Source organism: Streptomyces sp. NBRC 110028 (assembly GCF_001417735.1).
Taxonomy (GTDB): Bacteria; Actinomycetota; Actinomycetes; order Streptomycetales; family Streptomycetaceae; genus Streptomyces.
In genome coordinates this window covers 281527-295105 of record NZ_BBUZ01000025.1, presented here as the reverse complement: position 1 = coordinate 295105, position 13579 = coordinate 281527, and the positions used below count along the sequence as shown (strand labels likewise).

Genomic DNA, 13579 nt, shown 5'->3' with positions numbered 1-13579 from the left:
CGCGCCGGGGAGCTACGCGCCCTCCGGCCCCTTCCGGGCGCCGGCGTACTTGTCGATCTTGAAGTCGAGGACATCGAGCGTGCTCTCCAGCTCGGCGATCCGTTCCCGGACGTTCGCGCGGTGCGCGGTCAGCAGCTCCTCGCGTTCGGCGAAGGTGTGCTCGCCCTCCCGCACCAGCTCGGCGTAGCGGACCATGTCCGCCACCGTCATGCCGGTCAGCCGCAGCTTGCCGACGAGGTCGAGCCAGTCCAGGTCGCGGTTGGTGAAGCGGCGCTGGCCGGTGTGGGTGCGGTCCACGTGCGGCATCAGCCCGATCCGCTCGTACCAGCGCAGGGTGTGCGCCGTGAGGCCGGTGTGCTCGGCGACCTCGCTGATCGTGTACCGGTCCTGCCCGGTCGGCCGGGGGTGCGGGGGGCGCCCCACGCACGCACGCGGCCTCGCCGGCGCCGGAGCCCGCTCCAGATCCCGCTTCAGGTCCCGCTCAAGGTCCTGCTTCAGGTCCTGCTTCAGGTCCTGCTCCATTACGGTCATGCCCATCCACCCTCTCGCCGTCGCCGATGCGCGAAGCCCACGACGGTCTCAACGCTATGGGCTTCGAGTGCACTCCAAGCAAGCGCGGATTTGGCGCAATCTTGGTCGGCGATAGGCTCGGGCCCCATGGAGAGCCTGCGGATGATCGAGAACTGGCCGGTCCCGACGGCGGCGGCCGCCGTCGTACGCGCGGACGGCACCGTGGCCGGATCGTACGGCCCGGCCGGGCACAGATTCCCGCTGGCCTCGGTGACCAAGCCGCTCGCCGCGTACGCCGTGCTGGTCGCGGTCGAGGAGGGCGCGGTCGAGCTGGACGAGGCGGCCGGGCCCGAGGGCGCCACGGTGCGCCATCTGCTCGCCCACACCTCCGGGCTCGCCTTCGACGAGCACCGGACCGTGGCCGCGCCCGGAAACCGGCGGCTGTACTCCAACGCCGGGTTCGAGGTGCTCGGCGATCACATCGCCAAGGCGACGGACATCCCCTTCGGTGAATATCTGCGCCAGGCCGTCCTGGAGCCGCTGGGCATGACCGCGACGGAGCTGGCCGGCTCGCCCGCCAAGGACGGCGTCTCGACCGTCGAGGACCTGGTGCGCTTCGCCGCCGAGCTGCAGGCGCCCCGGCTGCTGGCGGCCGAGACGGTGGCGGAGGCGACGTCCGTCGTGCACCCGGGGCTGACCGGGGTGCTGCCGGGCTACGGGCACCAGAAGCCGAACGACTGGGGGCTCGGCTTCGAGATACGCGACGGCAAGTCGCCGCACTGGACGGGGGCTTCGTCCTCGCCCCGCACCTTCGGCCATTTCGGCCAGGCCGGGACGTTCCTGTGGGTCGACCCGGACGCGCGGGCGGCGTGCGTCGCCCTGACGGACCGGGCGTTCGGGCCGTGGGCGATCGAGGTCTGGCCCGCGCTCACCGACGCGGTGCTGGCCGAGCTGTCCTGAGCCCCGGGAAGGGGCGGGGCCGGCGAAGAGCCGGCGCTAGCCGTACACCGGCTCCGCCCGCATCTCCCACACCAGCAGCTCCGCCGCCCCCACCCCGCGCGCCTCCAGGTCCCGCGCGTCCGTGACCCGGGCCGCGTCGCCCGCCGCGAGGGTTTCGCCTCCCACCCGCGCCTCGCCCCGCACCACATGCGCGTACACCCACGGCGCGTCCGGCAGCGCGGTGCGCTCGCCGTCGCCCAGGCGGCGTACGTGCAGCACCGCTTCGGCGCGGGACAGGGCGTACGGGGTGCCGTCGGCGATGCCGCGGACGACCTCGTACGCGGGCTCGGCGCCGACCGCGCCGGAGGCCAGCCACATCTGGACGAAGGTGAGCGGCGCAGCGGACTCGTTGCGCTCGCGGTGGCGTACGCCGCTGCCCGCGCTGAGGCGCTGGACGTCGCCGGGGCGGACCACGCTCCGGTGGCCGGTGGAGTCCTCGTGGGTGAGTTCGCCGTCGACGACCCAGGTCACGATCTCCAGATCGCGGTGGGGGTGTTCGGCGAAGCCCGCACCGGGGGCGAGGTGTTCCTCGTTGCAGGCGACGAGGAGCCCGAACCGCACGTTGTCCGGGTCATAGTGTCCAGAGAAGGAAAAGGCGTGGCGCGTCTCGACGCCCGCTCCGTCCCCGCCCGGATACCGTGCTGCGGACCGCTGTACCCACATCATCCGGTCCACGGTAGTGCGCCCCGGACCGGCCCGCGCCTGCCCCGTCCCTACCCCCGCGTAGCCTCCCGCTCCCAGCGTTCACCCTCCGATAAGGCAGTCTTGTCCTCGTGCCTGAACCAGCCGCGAATACCCCGCATCCGCACAGTGCCACCCTGCGCCGCCTGGAGAAGTCGTCCGGGAAGCTGGCCGCCGCCGCCATCACGCGCATGGACGAGCAGCTGCCGTGGTACCGGGCGATGCCACCGGAGAACCGCTCGTGGATCGGGCTGGTGGCGCAGGCGGGCATCGCGGCCTTCACGGAGTGGTTCCGGCATCCGGAGGCGCCGCAGGCGATCAGCACCGATGTGTTCGGTACGGCACCGCGCGAGCTGACCCGGGCGATCACGCTGCGGCAGACGGTGGAGATGGTCCGTACGACCATCGAGGTCATGGAGTCGGCCATCGACGAGGTGGCGGCTCCCGGCGACGAGGCGGTGCTGCGCGAGGCGCTGCTGGTCTACGCGCGGGAGATCGCCTTCGCGACCGCCCAGGTGTACGCGCAGGCCGCCGAGGCGCGCGGCGCCTGGGACGCCCGGCTGGAGTCGCTGGTGGTGAACGCGGTGCTGTCCGGGGAGGCCGACGAGGGCGCCCTGTCCCGGGCGGCGGCGCTCGGCTGGAACTCGCCCGAGCACGTGTGCGTGGTGCTGGGCACGGCGCCCGACGGGGACAGCGAGCTGACCGTGGAGGCGATCCGGCGGGCCTCCCGCCACGCCAAGCTGCAGGTGCTCACCGGGGTGCTCGGCAACCGGCTGGTGGTGGTGGCGGGCGGCTCGGACAATCCGCTGCAGTCGGCGAAGGCCCTGATCGGGCCGTTCGCCTCGGGGCCGGTGGTGGCCGGCCCCGTGGTGTCGGACCTGCTGGCGGCGACCCGCTCGGCGGCGGCCGCCGCGGCCGGTCTGAAGGCGTGTACGGCCTGGCCGGACGCCCCGCGTCCGGTGCTGGCGGACGATCTGCTTCCGGAACGCGCGATGGCCGGGGACCCGGCCGCCCGTGCCCAGCTGGTGGAGGAGATCTACAGACCGCTGGAGGAAGCGGGCTCGGCTCTGCTGGAGACGCTGAGTGTGTACCTGGAACAGGCGAGCAGTCTGGAAGGCGCCGCCCGGATGCTTTTTGTTCATCCCAACACCGTGCGCTACCGGCTGCGACGTGTGACCGACGTCACCGGCTGGTCACCATCCGACGTCCGGTCGGCCTTCACGCTACGGATAGCCCTGATCCTCGGACGTCTTGCCGACGGGGACATATTTCCCTAGCTGTTTGTTGGACCCCGACAATTCCCTTAACCGTTCTTCGTCCTTGTCCTCACGGGCGGGCGGGACCACCCACAAGAGAGAGTGTGAGAGTGCTCGTACTCGTCGCTCCCGGCCAGGGCGCCCAAAAGCCCGGCTTCCTGACTCCCTGGCTCGACCTCCCCGGCGTCACCGAACGCCTGCGGTGGTGGTCGGCCGTGTCCGGCCTGGACCTGGTCCACTACGGAACCGAGGCCGATGAGGAGGCGATCCGCGACACCGCGGTGGCCCAGCCGCTGCTGGTGGCCGCCGGACTCGTCTCCGCCCAGGCCCTGTTCGCCGACGGTCCGCACCGCGTCCGGGACGTGGTCGGCGCCGCCGCGGGCCACAGCGTGGGCGAGATCACCGCGGCCGCCGCCACCGGGGTGCTCGGTCACGAGGCCGCCATGGTCCTGGTGCGCCACCGCGGTCTGGCGATGGCCGAGGCCGCGGGCCGCGCCGAGACCGGCATGGCCGCCATACTGGGTGGTGAGCAGGAGACCGTCGTCGCGCACCTCGACAAGCTCGGACTGACCGCGGCCAACGTCAACGGCGCCGGGCAGATCGTCGCCGCGGGCACCGCAGGGCAGCTGGCGGCGCTGGCCGAGGACAAGCCGGAGGGCGTGCGCCGCGTCGTTCCCCTGAAGGTGGCCGGCGCGTTCCACACCGACCACATGGCCCCGGCGGTGGCCACGCTGGAGAGCCTGGTCGCGGGCGTACCGATCGCCGACCCGGGTACGGCGTACGTCTCCAACCGGGACGGTGAGGTCGTGGCATCCGGCGCCGAGGTGATCCAGCGCATGGTCGCCCAGGTGTCCAACCCGGTCCGCTGGGACCTGTGCATGGAGACGTTCCAGAAGCTGGGCGTCACCGCGATGATCGAGGTGGCGCCGGGCGGGACGCTCACCGGCATCGCCAAGCGGGCCCTGCCGGGCGTGGCGACCCTGGCACTCAAGACTCCGGACGACCTCGACGCGGCACGCGCGCTGATCGCCGAGCACGCCGCACCCGCCTCCGACACCCCGGCCGCAAAAGCCGAATAGGAGTTCCGAGCGCATGACCGCGAAGATCAGGCCCAGCAAGGGCGCCCCGTACGCGCGCATTCTCGGCGTCGGCGGCTACCGCCCCACCCGGGTGGTGCCGAACGAGGAGATCCTGAAGCACATCGACTCCTCGGACGAGTGGATCCGTTCCCGCTCGGGCATCGCCACCCGCCACTGGGCCGGTCCGGAGGAGACGGTCGCCCAGATGTCCGTCGAGGCGGGCGGGAAGGCCATCGCCGACGCGGGGCTGACGCCCGAGCAGATCGGCGGCGTGATCGTCTCGACGGTCTCGCACCTGAAGCAGACCCCGGCGGTCGCCACCGAGATCGCCCATCTGCTGGGCACCGGCAAGCCCGCCGCGTTCGACATCTCCGCGGGCTGCGCGGGCTTCGGCTACGGGCTGACCCTCGCCAAGGGCATGGTCACCGATGGCACGGCGGACTACGTGCTGGTCATCGGCGTGGAGCGGCTTTCGGACCTGACCGACCTGGAGGACCGGGCGACGGCCTTCCTGTTCGGCGACGGCGCGGGCGCCGTGGTCGTCGGCCCGTCCAAGGAGCCCGCGATCGGCCCGACCGTCTGGGGCTCGGAGGGCGACAAGTCCGACACCATCGCCCAGACGCTGCCCTGGGACGTCTACCGCGACCACCCCACCGGCGAGGTGCGCTTCCCGGCGCTGCGCCAGGAGGGCCAGGCGGTCTTCCGCTGGGCGGTGTACGAGATGGCGAAGGTCGCCCAGCAGGCCCTGGACGACGCGGGGGTCAGCGCGGAGGACCTGGACGCGTTCATCCCCCACCAGGCCAACATGCGGATCATCGACTCGATGATCAAAACCCTCAAGCTGCCGGAGCACGTCACGGTCGCCCGTGACGTGGAGACCACCGGCAACACCTCCGCCGCCTCCATTCCGCTCGCGATGGAGCGGCTGTTGGCGACGGGGCAGGCGAAGAGCGGCGACACCGCGCTCGTCATCGGCTTCGGGGCGGGTCTCGTCTACGCAGCGACGGTCGTTACCCTCCCATAGGCTATTCAGCCCAGACCCACGCAGCCCCGGACGAGTCGGGCGCTGCTCACCCACCGCAACACACCGAAGAAGGAGCGCCGCAATGGCCGCCACGCAGGAGCAGATCCTCGAAGGTCTCGCCGAGATCGTCAACGAGATCGCCGGTATCCCGGCCGAGGACGTCGCGCTGGACAAGTCCTTCACCGACGACCTGGACGTCGACTCGCTGTCCATGGTCGAGGTCGTCGTCGCCGCCGAAGAGCGCTTCGACGTGAAGATCCCGGACGACGACGTCAAGAACCTGAAGACCGTCGGCGACGCCGTCGACTACATCCTGAAGCACCAGGGCTGAGCGAAGCGTCTGTCGCCACCCGTGCGGTGGCGGAGGTCCAGCACCTGCTACGTAGGAGTGAAGAATTCCTGTGAACTCGACCAATCACACCGTGGTCGTCACCGGTGTTGGTGCCACGACGCCGCTGGGTGGCGACGCCTCATCGACCTGGGAAGCACTGCTCGCCGGCCGCTCCGGCATCAGCCTCATGGAGCAGGAGTGGGCAGCCGACCTGCCCGTCCGGATCGCCGCGAGCGCCGCGGTGGACCCGGGCACCGTCCTGCCCCGCCCGCAGGCGCGCAAGCTCGACCGGTCGGCGCAGTTCGCCCTGATCGCGGCCCGTGAGGCATGGGCCGACGCGGGCTTCACCGGCAAGGCCGGCGAGGACCCGGCGGTCGACCCGGACCGGCTGGGCGCGGTCGTCGCCTCCGGCATCGGCGGCGTGACCACCCTGCTCGACCAGTACGACGTGCTGCGCGAGAAGGGCGTCCGCAAGGTCTCCCCGCACACCGTGCCGATGCTGATGCCCAACAGCCCGGCGGCCAACGTCGGCCTGGAGGTCGGCGCCCGCGCCGGTGTCCACACCCCGGTCAGCGCGTGCGCGTCCGGCGCCGAGGCCATCGGCTACGCCGTCGAGATGATCCGCAGCGGCCGCGCCGACGTGGTCGTCGCGGGCGGCACCGAGGCGTCCATCCACCCGCTGCCCATCGTCGCCTTCGGCAACATGATGGCGATGTCCAAGAACAACGAGGACCCGCAGGGCGCCTCGCGTCCCTTCGACGTCAACCGCAACGGCTTCGTCATGGGCGAGGGTTCGGGCGTCATCGTCCTGGAGTCGGCGGAGCACGCCGCCGCGCGCGGCGCCCGGGTGTACGCGGAGGCGGTCGGTCAGGGCATCTCGGCCGACTCCCACCACATCACCCAGCCGGAGCCGTCCGGCAACGGCATCGCGCACGCGCTGCAGAACCTGCTGCAGAGCACCGACCTGAAGCCCGCCGAGATCGCGCACATCAACGCGCACGCGACCTCGACGCCGCAGGGCGACGTGGCCGAGATCAAGGCGCTGCGCAAGATCTTCGGCGACGATGTGGACCACATGGCGATCTCCGCCACCAAGTCCATGACGGGGCATCTGCTGGGCGGCACCGGCGGTGTGGAGACGGTGGCCAGCGTGCTCGCGCTGTACCACCGGATCGCCCCGCCGACGATCAACATCGACGAGCTGGACCCCGAGGTGGACGCGGACGTCGTGCGCGCCGACGCGCGGGCGCTGCCGGGCGAGGGCCCGATCGTGGCGCTGAACGACTCGTTCGGCTTCGGCGGCCACAACGTGGTGCTGGCCTTCCGCACCGTCTGAGGCGGCGATACGGGTGAAGGGCGTGCTCCCGGCTCCGGCCGGGGGCACGCCCTTCGCGTATCAGCCCTTGTCGCCCTCGGTGCCGTCGAAGCTGGCGAAGTACGAGGCGATCATGTCCTCGTCGCCGTGCCCCTGTTCGACGGCCCGCCGGAACCGCTCCGCGCCCGCGGCCGCCAGGTCCATCCGTACGCCGGACCGCTCCCCCGCCTCGACGATCAGCCGGGCGTCCTTCTCCGCGGTCCTGGCCGCGAAGCTGGGTGCGAGGTCACCGCTGCGCAACAGGCCCGCCTTGGCGTGCAGATAGCCGTTGTCCAGCGGTCCGCCGGCGATGGCGTCGAAGAAGCCCTGCGGCTCCACGCCGAGCCCCTCGGCGAGGGCGAGCGCTTCGGCGGTCCCGTGGGTGATGGCGAGGATCCAGCTGTTGATGACGAGCTTGAGCCGGGTGGCCGCGCCCTCCTCCCCTCTCTCGCCGACCCAGACCGTACGGCTGCCGATCGCGTCGAAGACCGGCCCCGCGGCGGTGCGGGCGGCGGGCGGACCGGCGGCGAGGACCACGAGCTGCCCGCTCTCGGCGGGCTGCTTGGTGCCGAGGACGGGCGAGTCGAGGAGGATCAGGTCCCGCTCGCGGGCGAACGCGGCGAGCGTGTCGAGCCCGTCGAGGCCCGCGGTGGTGGCCTGGGCCCACACCGTGCCGGGGCGCAGGGCCGGGGCGGCCTGGCGCATCGTCTCCAGGGCGGCCGGGCCGTCGTGCAGGATCGTCAGGACGACATCGGCGCCGTCCACGGCCTGCGCGGGGGTGTCGGTGACGCGTACGCCGTCGGGCGCGAGCGGTTCGGCCTTGGCGCGGGTGCGGTTCCACGCGCGGACGTCGAGCCCGGCGCGGGCGAGGTTGCGCGCCATACCGGAGCCCATGATGCCGGTGCCGAGGACCGCGACGGAGGTCGCTGCCGGGAGTTGTTCGGTCATCCCTTCACGTTAGGGGGTGCCTCGCCGATCAGGCCGGATCAGCGAGCGGCGTCTGGTGCGGGGGCACCTCCCAGCGGTAGCCGGGGGAAGCGCGCAACCCGCCTGAGGAGACCGCGGCGGCGCTGCGTGCGACGAGCGCGGGGCCGCGAGGTGCCACCCGCCGCGCGGCAGCGGCTGATGTCACAGCGGCGCCGGGAGCCCGGCATGATCGGCAAGGCACCCCCTGAGGGGGTCAGGTCCCGGTCAGACGACCTGGTGCAGCCAGCGGACGGGGGCGCCCTCACCCGCGTAGCGGAACGGCTCCAGCTCGTCGTCCCACGGCTTGCCGAGCAGTTTGGCGATCTCGGCCTGGAGATCGCCCTCACCCCGGGCGGAGCGGGCCAGCGCGGCGCGCAGCCGGTCCTCGGGGATCAGGATGTCGCCATGCAGGCCGGTGACGGCGTGGAAGATGCCCAGTTCGGGGGTGGAGCTGTAGCGCTCGCCCTCGGCGGTGGCGCAGGGCTCGGCGGTCACCTCGAAGCGCAGCAGATGCCAGCCGCGCAGCGCGGAGGCCAGCTTGGAGGCCGTGCCGACCTCGCCCTGCCAGGAGAACTCGGCGCGCCAGGTGCCGTTGGCGGCGGGCTGTTTGATCCAGTCGAGGCTGACGCGCACACCGAGTACGCCCGCGACGGCCCATTCGACGTGCGGGCACAGCGCGCGCGGAGCGGAGTGCACATATAGAACTCCACGTGTCGTCACCGGGGCCTCCTGTGCGGTTCGAGGTGCGCCTTCCCCAGCGGCCTCGCGCCCCTACCGGTCACGCCCGGGACAGCACACGACATTCTGCCCTAATGATCACCCTCGCACCAGTCCCGAGGTTACCTGCCGTGAAATTTATCGGGCAGAATTCTCTAGAAAAGGGACAGGATGTGACGCAACGTAACGTGACGGTATCGCAACGCGCTACGTGGTGCTGGGCTGCTGCCCAACTGCCACAAGAAAAACGTACCGCGCGGACCGGCCACAGGAGTGACGTACCGTCGGTACCGGATAGATATCACCCAACAGCCGGAGGGGGAACAGCCATGCGGGCCAGCGCACCACGCCGGAAGCAGCGGACCACCGTGCGTACCGGTGCCGTCCTGCTCACGACGGCCGCGGTCATGAGCACGGCGGGCTGTTTCGGCAGCTCCGACGCCCCCTCCCGGAACGGGCCGAGCCGCGGCGGCAAGAGCCACGCCGAGGGCCCCGCGTGGAACACCCGCCCCACCTCCATCGCCTCCCTGGGCGACTCCATCACCCGCGGCTTCGACGCCTGCTCGGTGCTCTCCGACTGCCCCAAGGTCTCCTGGTCCACCGGCACCGATGTGAACAGCCTCGCCCAGCGGCTGCGCTCGGGCGCGCGCAGCTGGAACTACGCCAGGACCGGCGCGCTCATGGCCGATCTGCCCGGCCAGATGCAGGCGGCGGCCACGCGCAAGCCGCAGCTGGTGACCGTGATGATCGGCGCCAACGACGCCTGCCGGGACTCGGTCGCCGACATGACCCCCACCGACCAGTTCCGCTCCACCTTCGCCTCGGCCCTCACCCAGCTGCGCCGCGAGGTGCCGAAGACGCAGGTGTACGTCGCGAGCGTCCCGGATCTGAAGCGGCTGTGGTCGCAGGGGCGGAAGAACGTGCTGGGCCGGCAGATCTGGAAGCTGGGCATCTGCCCGTCGATGCTGAAGGACTCCGACGCGATGGACGCGGCCTCGACGCAGCGGCGGCAGCAGGTCGACGAGCGGGTGGACGACTACAACCGGGTGCTGAAGGACGTATGCGGGAAGGACCCGCTGTGCCGCTACGACGACGCGGTGCACAACTATCGCTTCACCGAGCGCGAGTTGAGCAAGTGGGACTGGTTCCACCCCAGCAAGGCGGGTCAGCAGCGGCTGGCCTCGATGGCCTACCGCCGCATCACCAGTCCCTAGTGCCGCGTCAGCCAAGGTTCACCCCGCTCGCCGCCCTGGCACGGCCATCTGCGGCGTTGCCGAATCGACCGAGTAGGCCCGCCCCCGGACTCCGTCCGGGAGGTGCCCCCGCGAGGCCGATCCGGCGCCTTGCATCTGACCGCACCAGGACGCCTCGCTACCGGGCAAACCTTGGCTGACGCGGCACTAGGGGGTGTCTTTCAGGACACGCCCACCGGTGCCGTGAGGCGGAGGTCGGCCACGCTGCGGCCCGCTTCCGCCGTGTACGGGCCCGGGATGAGGCTCCAGGCGCCGGCCTCCTCGTCCCAGATCTCCGCCGCGCGACGCCGCACCGGGATCGCCACCTCCACCGACTCCCCCGGTCCGGCCTCCGCGACCGCGAAGCCCGCCAGGCACCGGGCCGGGCGGTCCTCAAAGCCGCCGGGCGGCGGGGCCAGATAGAGCTGGACCACTTCCCGGCCCGGCCGGGAGCCCACGTTCCGCACTCGGACCGTGACCGTGCCCAGTTCGCCCGCCGCGTCGCCCGCCGCATCACCCGCGGGGGTGAAGGCCGCCGCCTCGTACGCCCAGTCGGTGTACCCGAGGCCGTGCCCGAACCAGTACGCCGGAGCGGCGCCCTTCCGCCGCTCCCATGCCCGGTAGCCGATGAAGACGCCCTCGTCGTAGGAGAGTTGGCCGCCGCTGGGCGTCACCTGGCTCACCGGAGCGTCCGTCAGCCGGGCCGGCCAGGTCGTCGGGAGGCGGCCGCCGGGCTCCTCGGCGCCGAGCAGGACGTCCGCGAGGGCGGCGCCCGCCTCCTGGCCCGGGAACCAGCCGAGGAGGACCGCGGCGACATCCTCGCGCCAGGGCATCTCCACGGGCGAGCCCGCGTTGACGACCACCACGGTCGGGGTACCGGTGGCGGCGACGCGGCGCACCAGCTCGTCCTGACGGCCCGGCAGCCGCAGGTCCGTACGGTCGAAGCCCTCGCTCTCGACGCTCTCCGTGGTCGCGACCACGACCACGGCGGTGTCGGCCTCGGCGGCCGCGGCGACGGCCTCCTCGATCAGCTCCCGCGGATCGCGCTCCGGGGCGCGGTGCACCAGGCTGAAGCAGACGGCCTGCCAGTTCGCCTCGTCCGGCTTGGCGACCGTGCTGGTGAGGCTGACCTCGACCGGTTCGCCCGCCGTCAGCTCGGCCCGCCCGCGCGGCACGGGCGAGCCGAAGAAGGCCTCGAACGGGTCCTCGGCCTCCTCCATGGCCTGGTGCCCGTCGAACAGCACCTCATCGCCGACGACCAGCCGGAAGCCGCCGAGTCCCCGGGTGCCGAAGGAGTGCGCGCCGCTCTCGCGCGGGGTGAAGGTGCCGGTGACCTCGACGGTGCGCAGTTCCTCGTACGCGACCCCCTCGGGGAAGTCACCGAGCCACTGCACCTGGCCGCTGGGCAGCCGGGACTCGCCCAGCACCCGCCCGTCCCCGTCCCGGACGACGGCGCGCAGCGCGAAGCCCTGCCCGGCGGGGGCGAGTTCGTCGGTGGGGTCGGCGCCCAGGGCGTACCCCAGCCGGACGTCGGCCGGCAGCGCGGCGCGCAGCCCGTCCAGCGGGGAGACCACATGGTCGGGGAAGACCAGCGCCGAGCCGCCGCCCAGCACCCGGGCGTCCCGCGCGGCGGCGCCGATGAGCGCCAGGGACCGTATGCCAAAGGGCCCGCCGGGCCGCAGCGGCAGCACCGCCGCCGCGCCCTGACCGGCCGGCTCGTTCCGCAGGAGCACGAAGGAGCGCCGGGCGATCTCGCGGGCGAGCGCGTCGCCGTCGATCGGCCCGGGCCGGTCGGCGGGGGCGACGGCGGGCTCCGCGCCGTCCAGGGCGCCGACCCGGGCGGCCAGGGTCAGCACCCGGCGCACCGCGTCGTCGACGTCCCGCTCGGCCACCCGGCCGTCGCGCACGGCGGCGGCCAGCGCCTCACCGTAGACGGTCTGCGGGCCGGGCATGGCGACGTCGAGCCCGCCGGTCAGGGCCCCGACGGTGTCGCGGGCGGCCGTCCAGTCGGAGACGATGAAGCCGTCGAACCCCCACTCGCCGCGCAGCACGCCCTGCTGCAGGGCGCGGTGCTCGGTCATCGTCGCGCCGTTGACCCCGTTGTAGGCGGCCATCACCCCCCACGGGCGGGCGTCCTTGACGATGGCTTCGAAGGGCGCGAGATACAGCTCGCGCAGCGCCCGCGCGCCCACCTGGTTGTCGACGGTGAAGCGCTCGGTCTCCGCGTCGTTGGCGACGAAGTGCTTGACGGTGGTGCCCACCCCGCCGTCCTGGACACCGCGCACATAGCCGGTGCCGATCGCGCCGGTGAGATACGGATCCTCGCTGTACGCCTCGAAGTGGCGGCCGCCCAACGGCGAACGGTGCAGATTGACGGTCGGGGCGAGCAGCACGTCCACCCCCTTGCGCCGGGCCTCCTGGGCCAGCAGCCGCCCCGCGCGGCGGGCCAGGGCGGGGTCCCAGGTGGCGGCGAGGGCGGTGGGGCTGGGCAGGGCGACGGAGGGGTCGTCGGCGGTCCAGTGGACGCCCCGGACGCCGATCGGGCCGTCCGACATCACCAGGGAGCGCAGTCCGATGGCGGGGACGGCGGGCAGGGACCACATGTCCTGCCCGGCCAGCAGCCGGGTCTTGGTCTCCAGATCGAGTGCGCCGAGCGCCTTCTCGACGACACCGCTCACACCCGCACTGATCGCATCTGCCACGGTCGGCCTCCTCAGGTCGCCCATATCGTGAACCCGATTACCTGTAATCCGATAGGTACCGTTATCGTTTCGTTATCAAAACTGCTCTACGGTACTCCCATGGAGAAGCTGGAGAAGCCGGAGAAGCGGGGCGACGACGCGCCGACCCGGCGCGGGCAGGAGCGGCGCGCGGAGATCGTCCGCTGCGCCCTCGAAGTCATCGCCGAGCGCGGCTACCGGGGCGCCACCCTGAGCGCGGTGGCCGAGCGCGCCGGGCTCACCCAGCAGGGGCTGCTGCACTACTTCCCCACCAAGGACGCCCTGCTCATCGCCGTGCTGGCCGAGCGCGACCAGTGGGACACCGGCGCCGCGCGCCGGGACGGCGGCGGCGTCTGGCCGCTGGAACTGCTCGCCTCCCTGGTGGAGTACAACGCGATGCGCCCCGGCATCGTGCAGACCTTCTCCGCGCTGCTGGGCGAGAGCGTCACTCAAGGCCACCCCGCGCGCGACTGGTTCACCCGCCGCTACGACCGGGTGCGCGCCGACATGGCGGACACCCTGCGCCGGGAGTGCGGCGACCGGCTGCCCGGCGGGCTCACCCCCGAGAGCGCCGCGCCGCTGCTGGTCGCGGTGCTGGACGGGCTGCAGTTCCAGTGGCTGCACGATCCGGACGCGGTGGACATGCCCGCCCTCTTCCGCGCCTTCGTCTCCCTGCTGCGGCAGGGCGACGAGGACGAGACGACGTAGCG

Annotated in this window: 13 protein-coding genes; 8 read left to right on the top strand and 5 right to left on the bottom strand. The window is 72.5% G+C overall.

Annotated features, from left to right (window positions below; genetic code table 11):
• Nucleotides 1–12: 12 nt before the first annotated feature.
• Nucleotides 13–531, bottom strand: coding sequence for a MerR family transcriptional regulator (locus ASC60_RS13940; protein WP_079038384.1), 519 nt, complete (start codon nt 529–531; stop codon nt 13–15).
• A 126-nt stretch (nt 532–657) separates the two neighbouring features.
• On the opposite strand from ASC60_RS13940, the gene ASC60_RS13935 reads away from it, so the two are divergent.
• Nucleotides 658–1470 carry a serine hydrolase gene (locus ASC60_RS13935; RefSeq protein WP_055550572.1) on the top strand — a complete coding sequence of 271 codons (813 nt, stop codon included), beginning with the start codon at nt 658–660 and terminating at the stop codon, nt 1468–1470.
• A 36-nt stretch (nt 1471–1506) separates the two neighbouring features.
• Here ASC60_RS13935 and ASC60_RS13930 read toward each other — a convergent pair whose 3' ends face one another.
• A complete protein-coding gene (locus tag ASC60_RS13930; RefSeq protein ID WP_055551078.1) occupies nt 1507–2172 on the bottom strand; it encodes a pirin family protein in 666 nt (221 codons plus the stop codon).
• 110 nt (nt 2173–2282) lie between these two features.
• Between ASC60_RS13930 and ASC60_RS13925 the strand changes: the two genes are divergently transcribed.
• The 5 genes from ASC60_RS13925 to fabF all read left to right on the top strand — a co-directional run bounded on the left by ASC60_RS13925 (nt 2283) and on the right by fabF (nt 7216).
• A complete protein-coding gene (locus ASC60_RS13925) occupies nt 2283–3467 on the top strand; it encodes a CdaR family transcriptional regulator (RefSeq protein ID WP_055550570.1) in 1185 nt (394 codons plus the stop codon).
• Nucleotides 3468–3556: 89 nt separating this feature from the next.
• Nucleotides 3557–4525, top strand: a complete 969-nt coding sequence (locus ASC60_RS13920) for an ACP S-malonyltransferase (RefSeq protein ID WP_055550568.1) — start codon at nt 3557–3559, stop codon at nt 4523–4525.
• A gap of 13 nt (nt 4526–4538) precedes the next feature.
• Nucleotides 4539–5549, top strand: coding sequence for a ketoacyl-ACP synthase III (locus ASC60_RS13915; protein WP_055550566.1), 1011 nt, complete (start codon nt 4539–4541; stop codon nt 5547–5549).
• 82 nt (nt 5550–5631) lie between these two features.
• Entirely contained in the window at nt 5632–5880 is a 249-nt protein-coding gene (locus ASC60_RS13910) for an acyl carrier protein (protein ID WP_009718247.1), read from the top strand.
• A gap of 70 nt (nt 5881–5950) precedes the next feature.
• Nucleotides 5951–7216, top strand: coding sequence for a beta-ketoacyl-ACP synthase II (gene fabF, locus ASC60_RS13905; protein ID WP_055550564.1), 1266 nt, complete (start codon nt 5951–5953; stop codon nt 7214–7216).
• A 60-nt stretch (nt 7217–7276) separates the two neighbouring features.
• On the opposite strand, the gene ASC60_RS13900 is transcribed toward fabF, so the two are convergent.
• Together ASC60_RS13900 and ASC60_RS13895 are read right to left on the bottom strand one after the other, a co-directional pair.
• Complete coding sequence (locus tag ASC60_RS13900; protein ID WP_055550562.1) at nt 7277–8182, bottom strand: NAD(P)-dependent oxidoreductase; 906 nt, start codon at nt 8180–8182, stop codon at nt 7277–7279.
• Between the two features lie 243 nt (nt 8183–8425).
• Nucleotides 8426–8920 carry a DUF3145 domain-containing protein gene (locus ASC60_RS13895; RefSeq protein WP_055550560.1) on the bottom strand — a complete coding sequence of 165 codons (495 nt, stop codon included), beginning with the start codon at nt 8918–8920 and terminating at the stop codon, nt 8426–8428.
• A gap of 326 nt (nt 8921–9246) precedes the next feature.
• Between ASC60_RS13895 and ASC60_RS13890 the strand changes: the two genes are divergently transcribed.
• Nucleotides 9247–10131, top strand: coding sequence for an SGNH/GDSL hydrolase family protein (locus ASC60_RS13890; protein WP_055550558.1), 885 nt, complete (start codon nt 9247–9249; stop codon nt 10129–10131).
• 200 nt (nt 10132–10331) lie between these two features.
• On the opposite strand, the gene ASC60_RS13885 is transcribed toward ASC60_RS13890, so the two are convergent.
• Entirely contained in the window at nt 10332–12875 is a 2544-nt protein-coding gene (locus ASC60_RS13885) for a glycoside hydrolase family 3 protein (RefSeq protein ID WP_055550556.1), read from the bottom strand.
• A gap of 75 nt (nt 12876–12950) precedes the next feature.
• Here ASC60_RS13885 and ASC60_RS13880 point away from each other — a divergent pair, with 75 nt between their 5' ends.
• Nucleotides 12951–13577, top strand: coding sequence for a TetR/AcrR family transcriptional regulator (locus ASC60_RS13880; protein WP_055550554.1), 627 nt, complete (start codon nt 12951–12953; stop codon nt 13575–13577).
• The last annotated feature ends 2 nt before the right edge of the window (nt 13578–13579 follow it).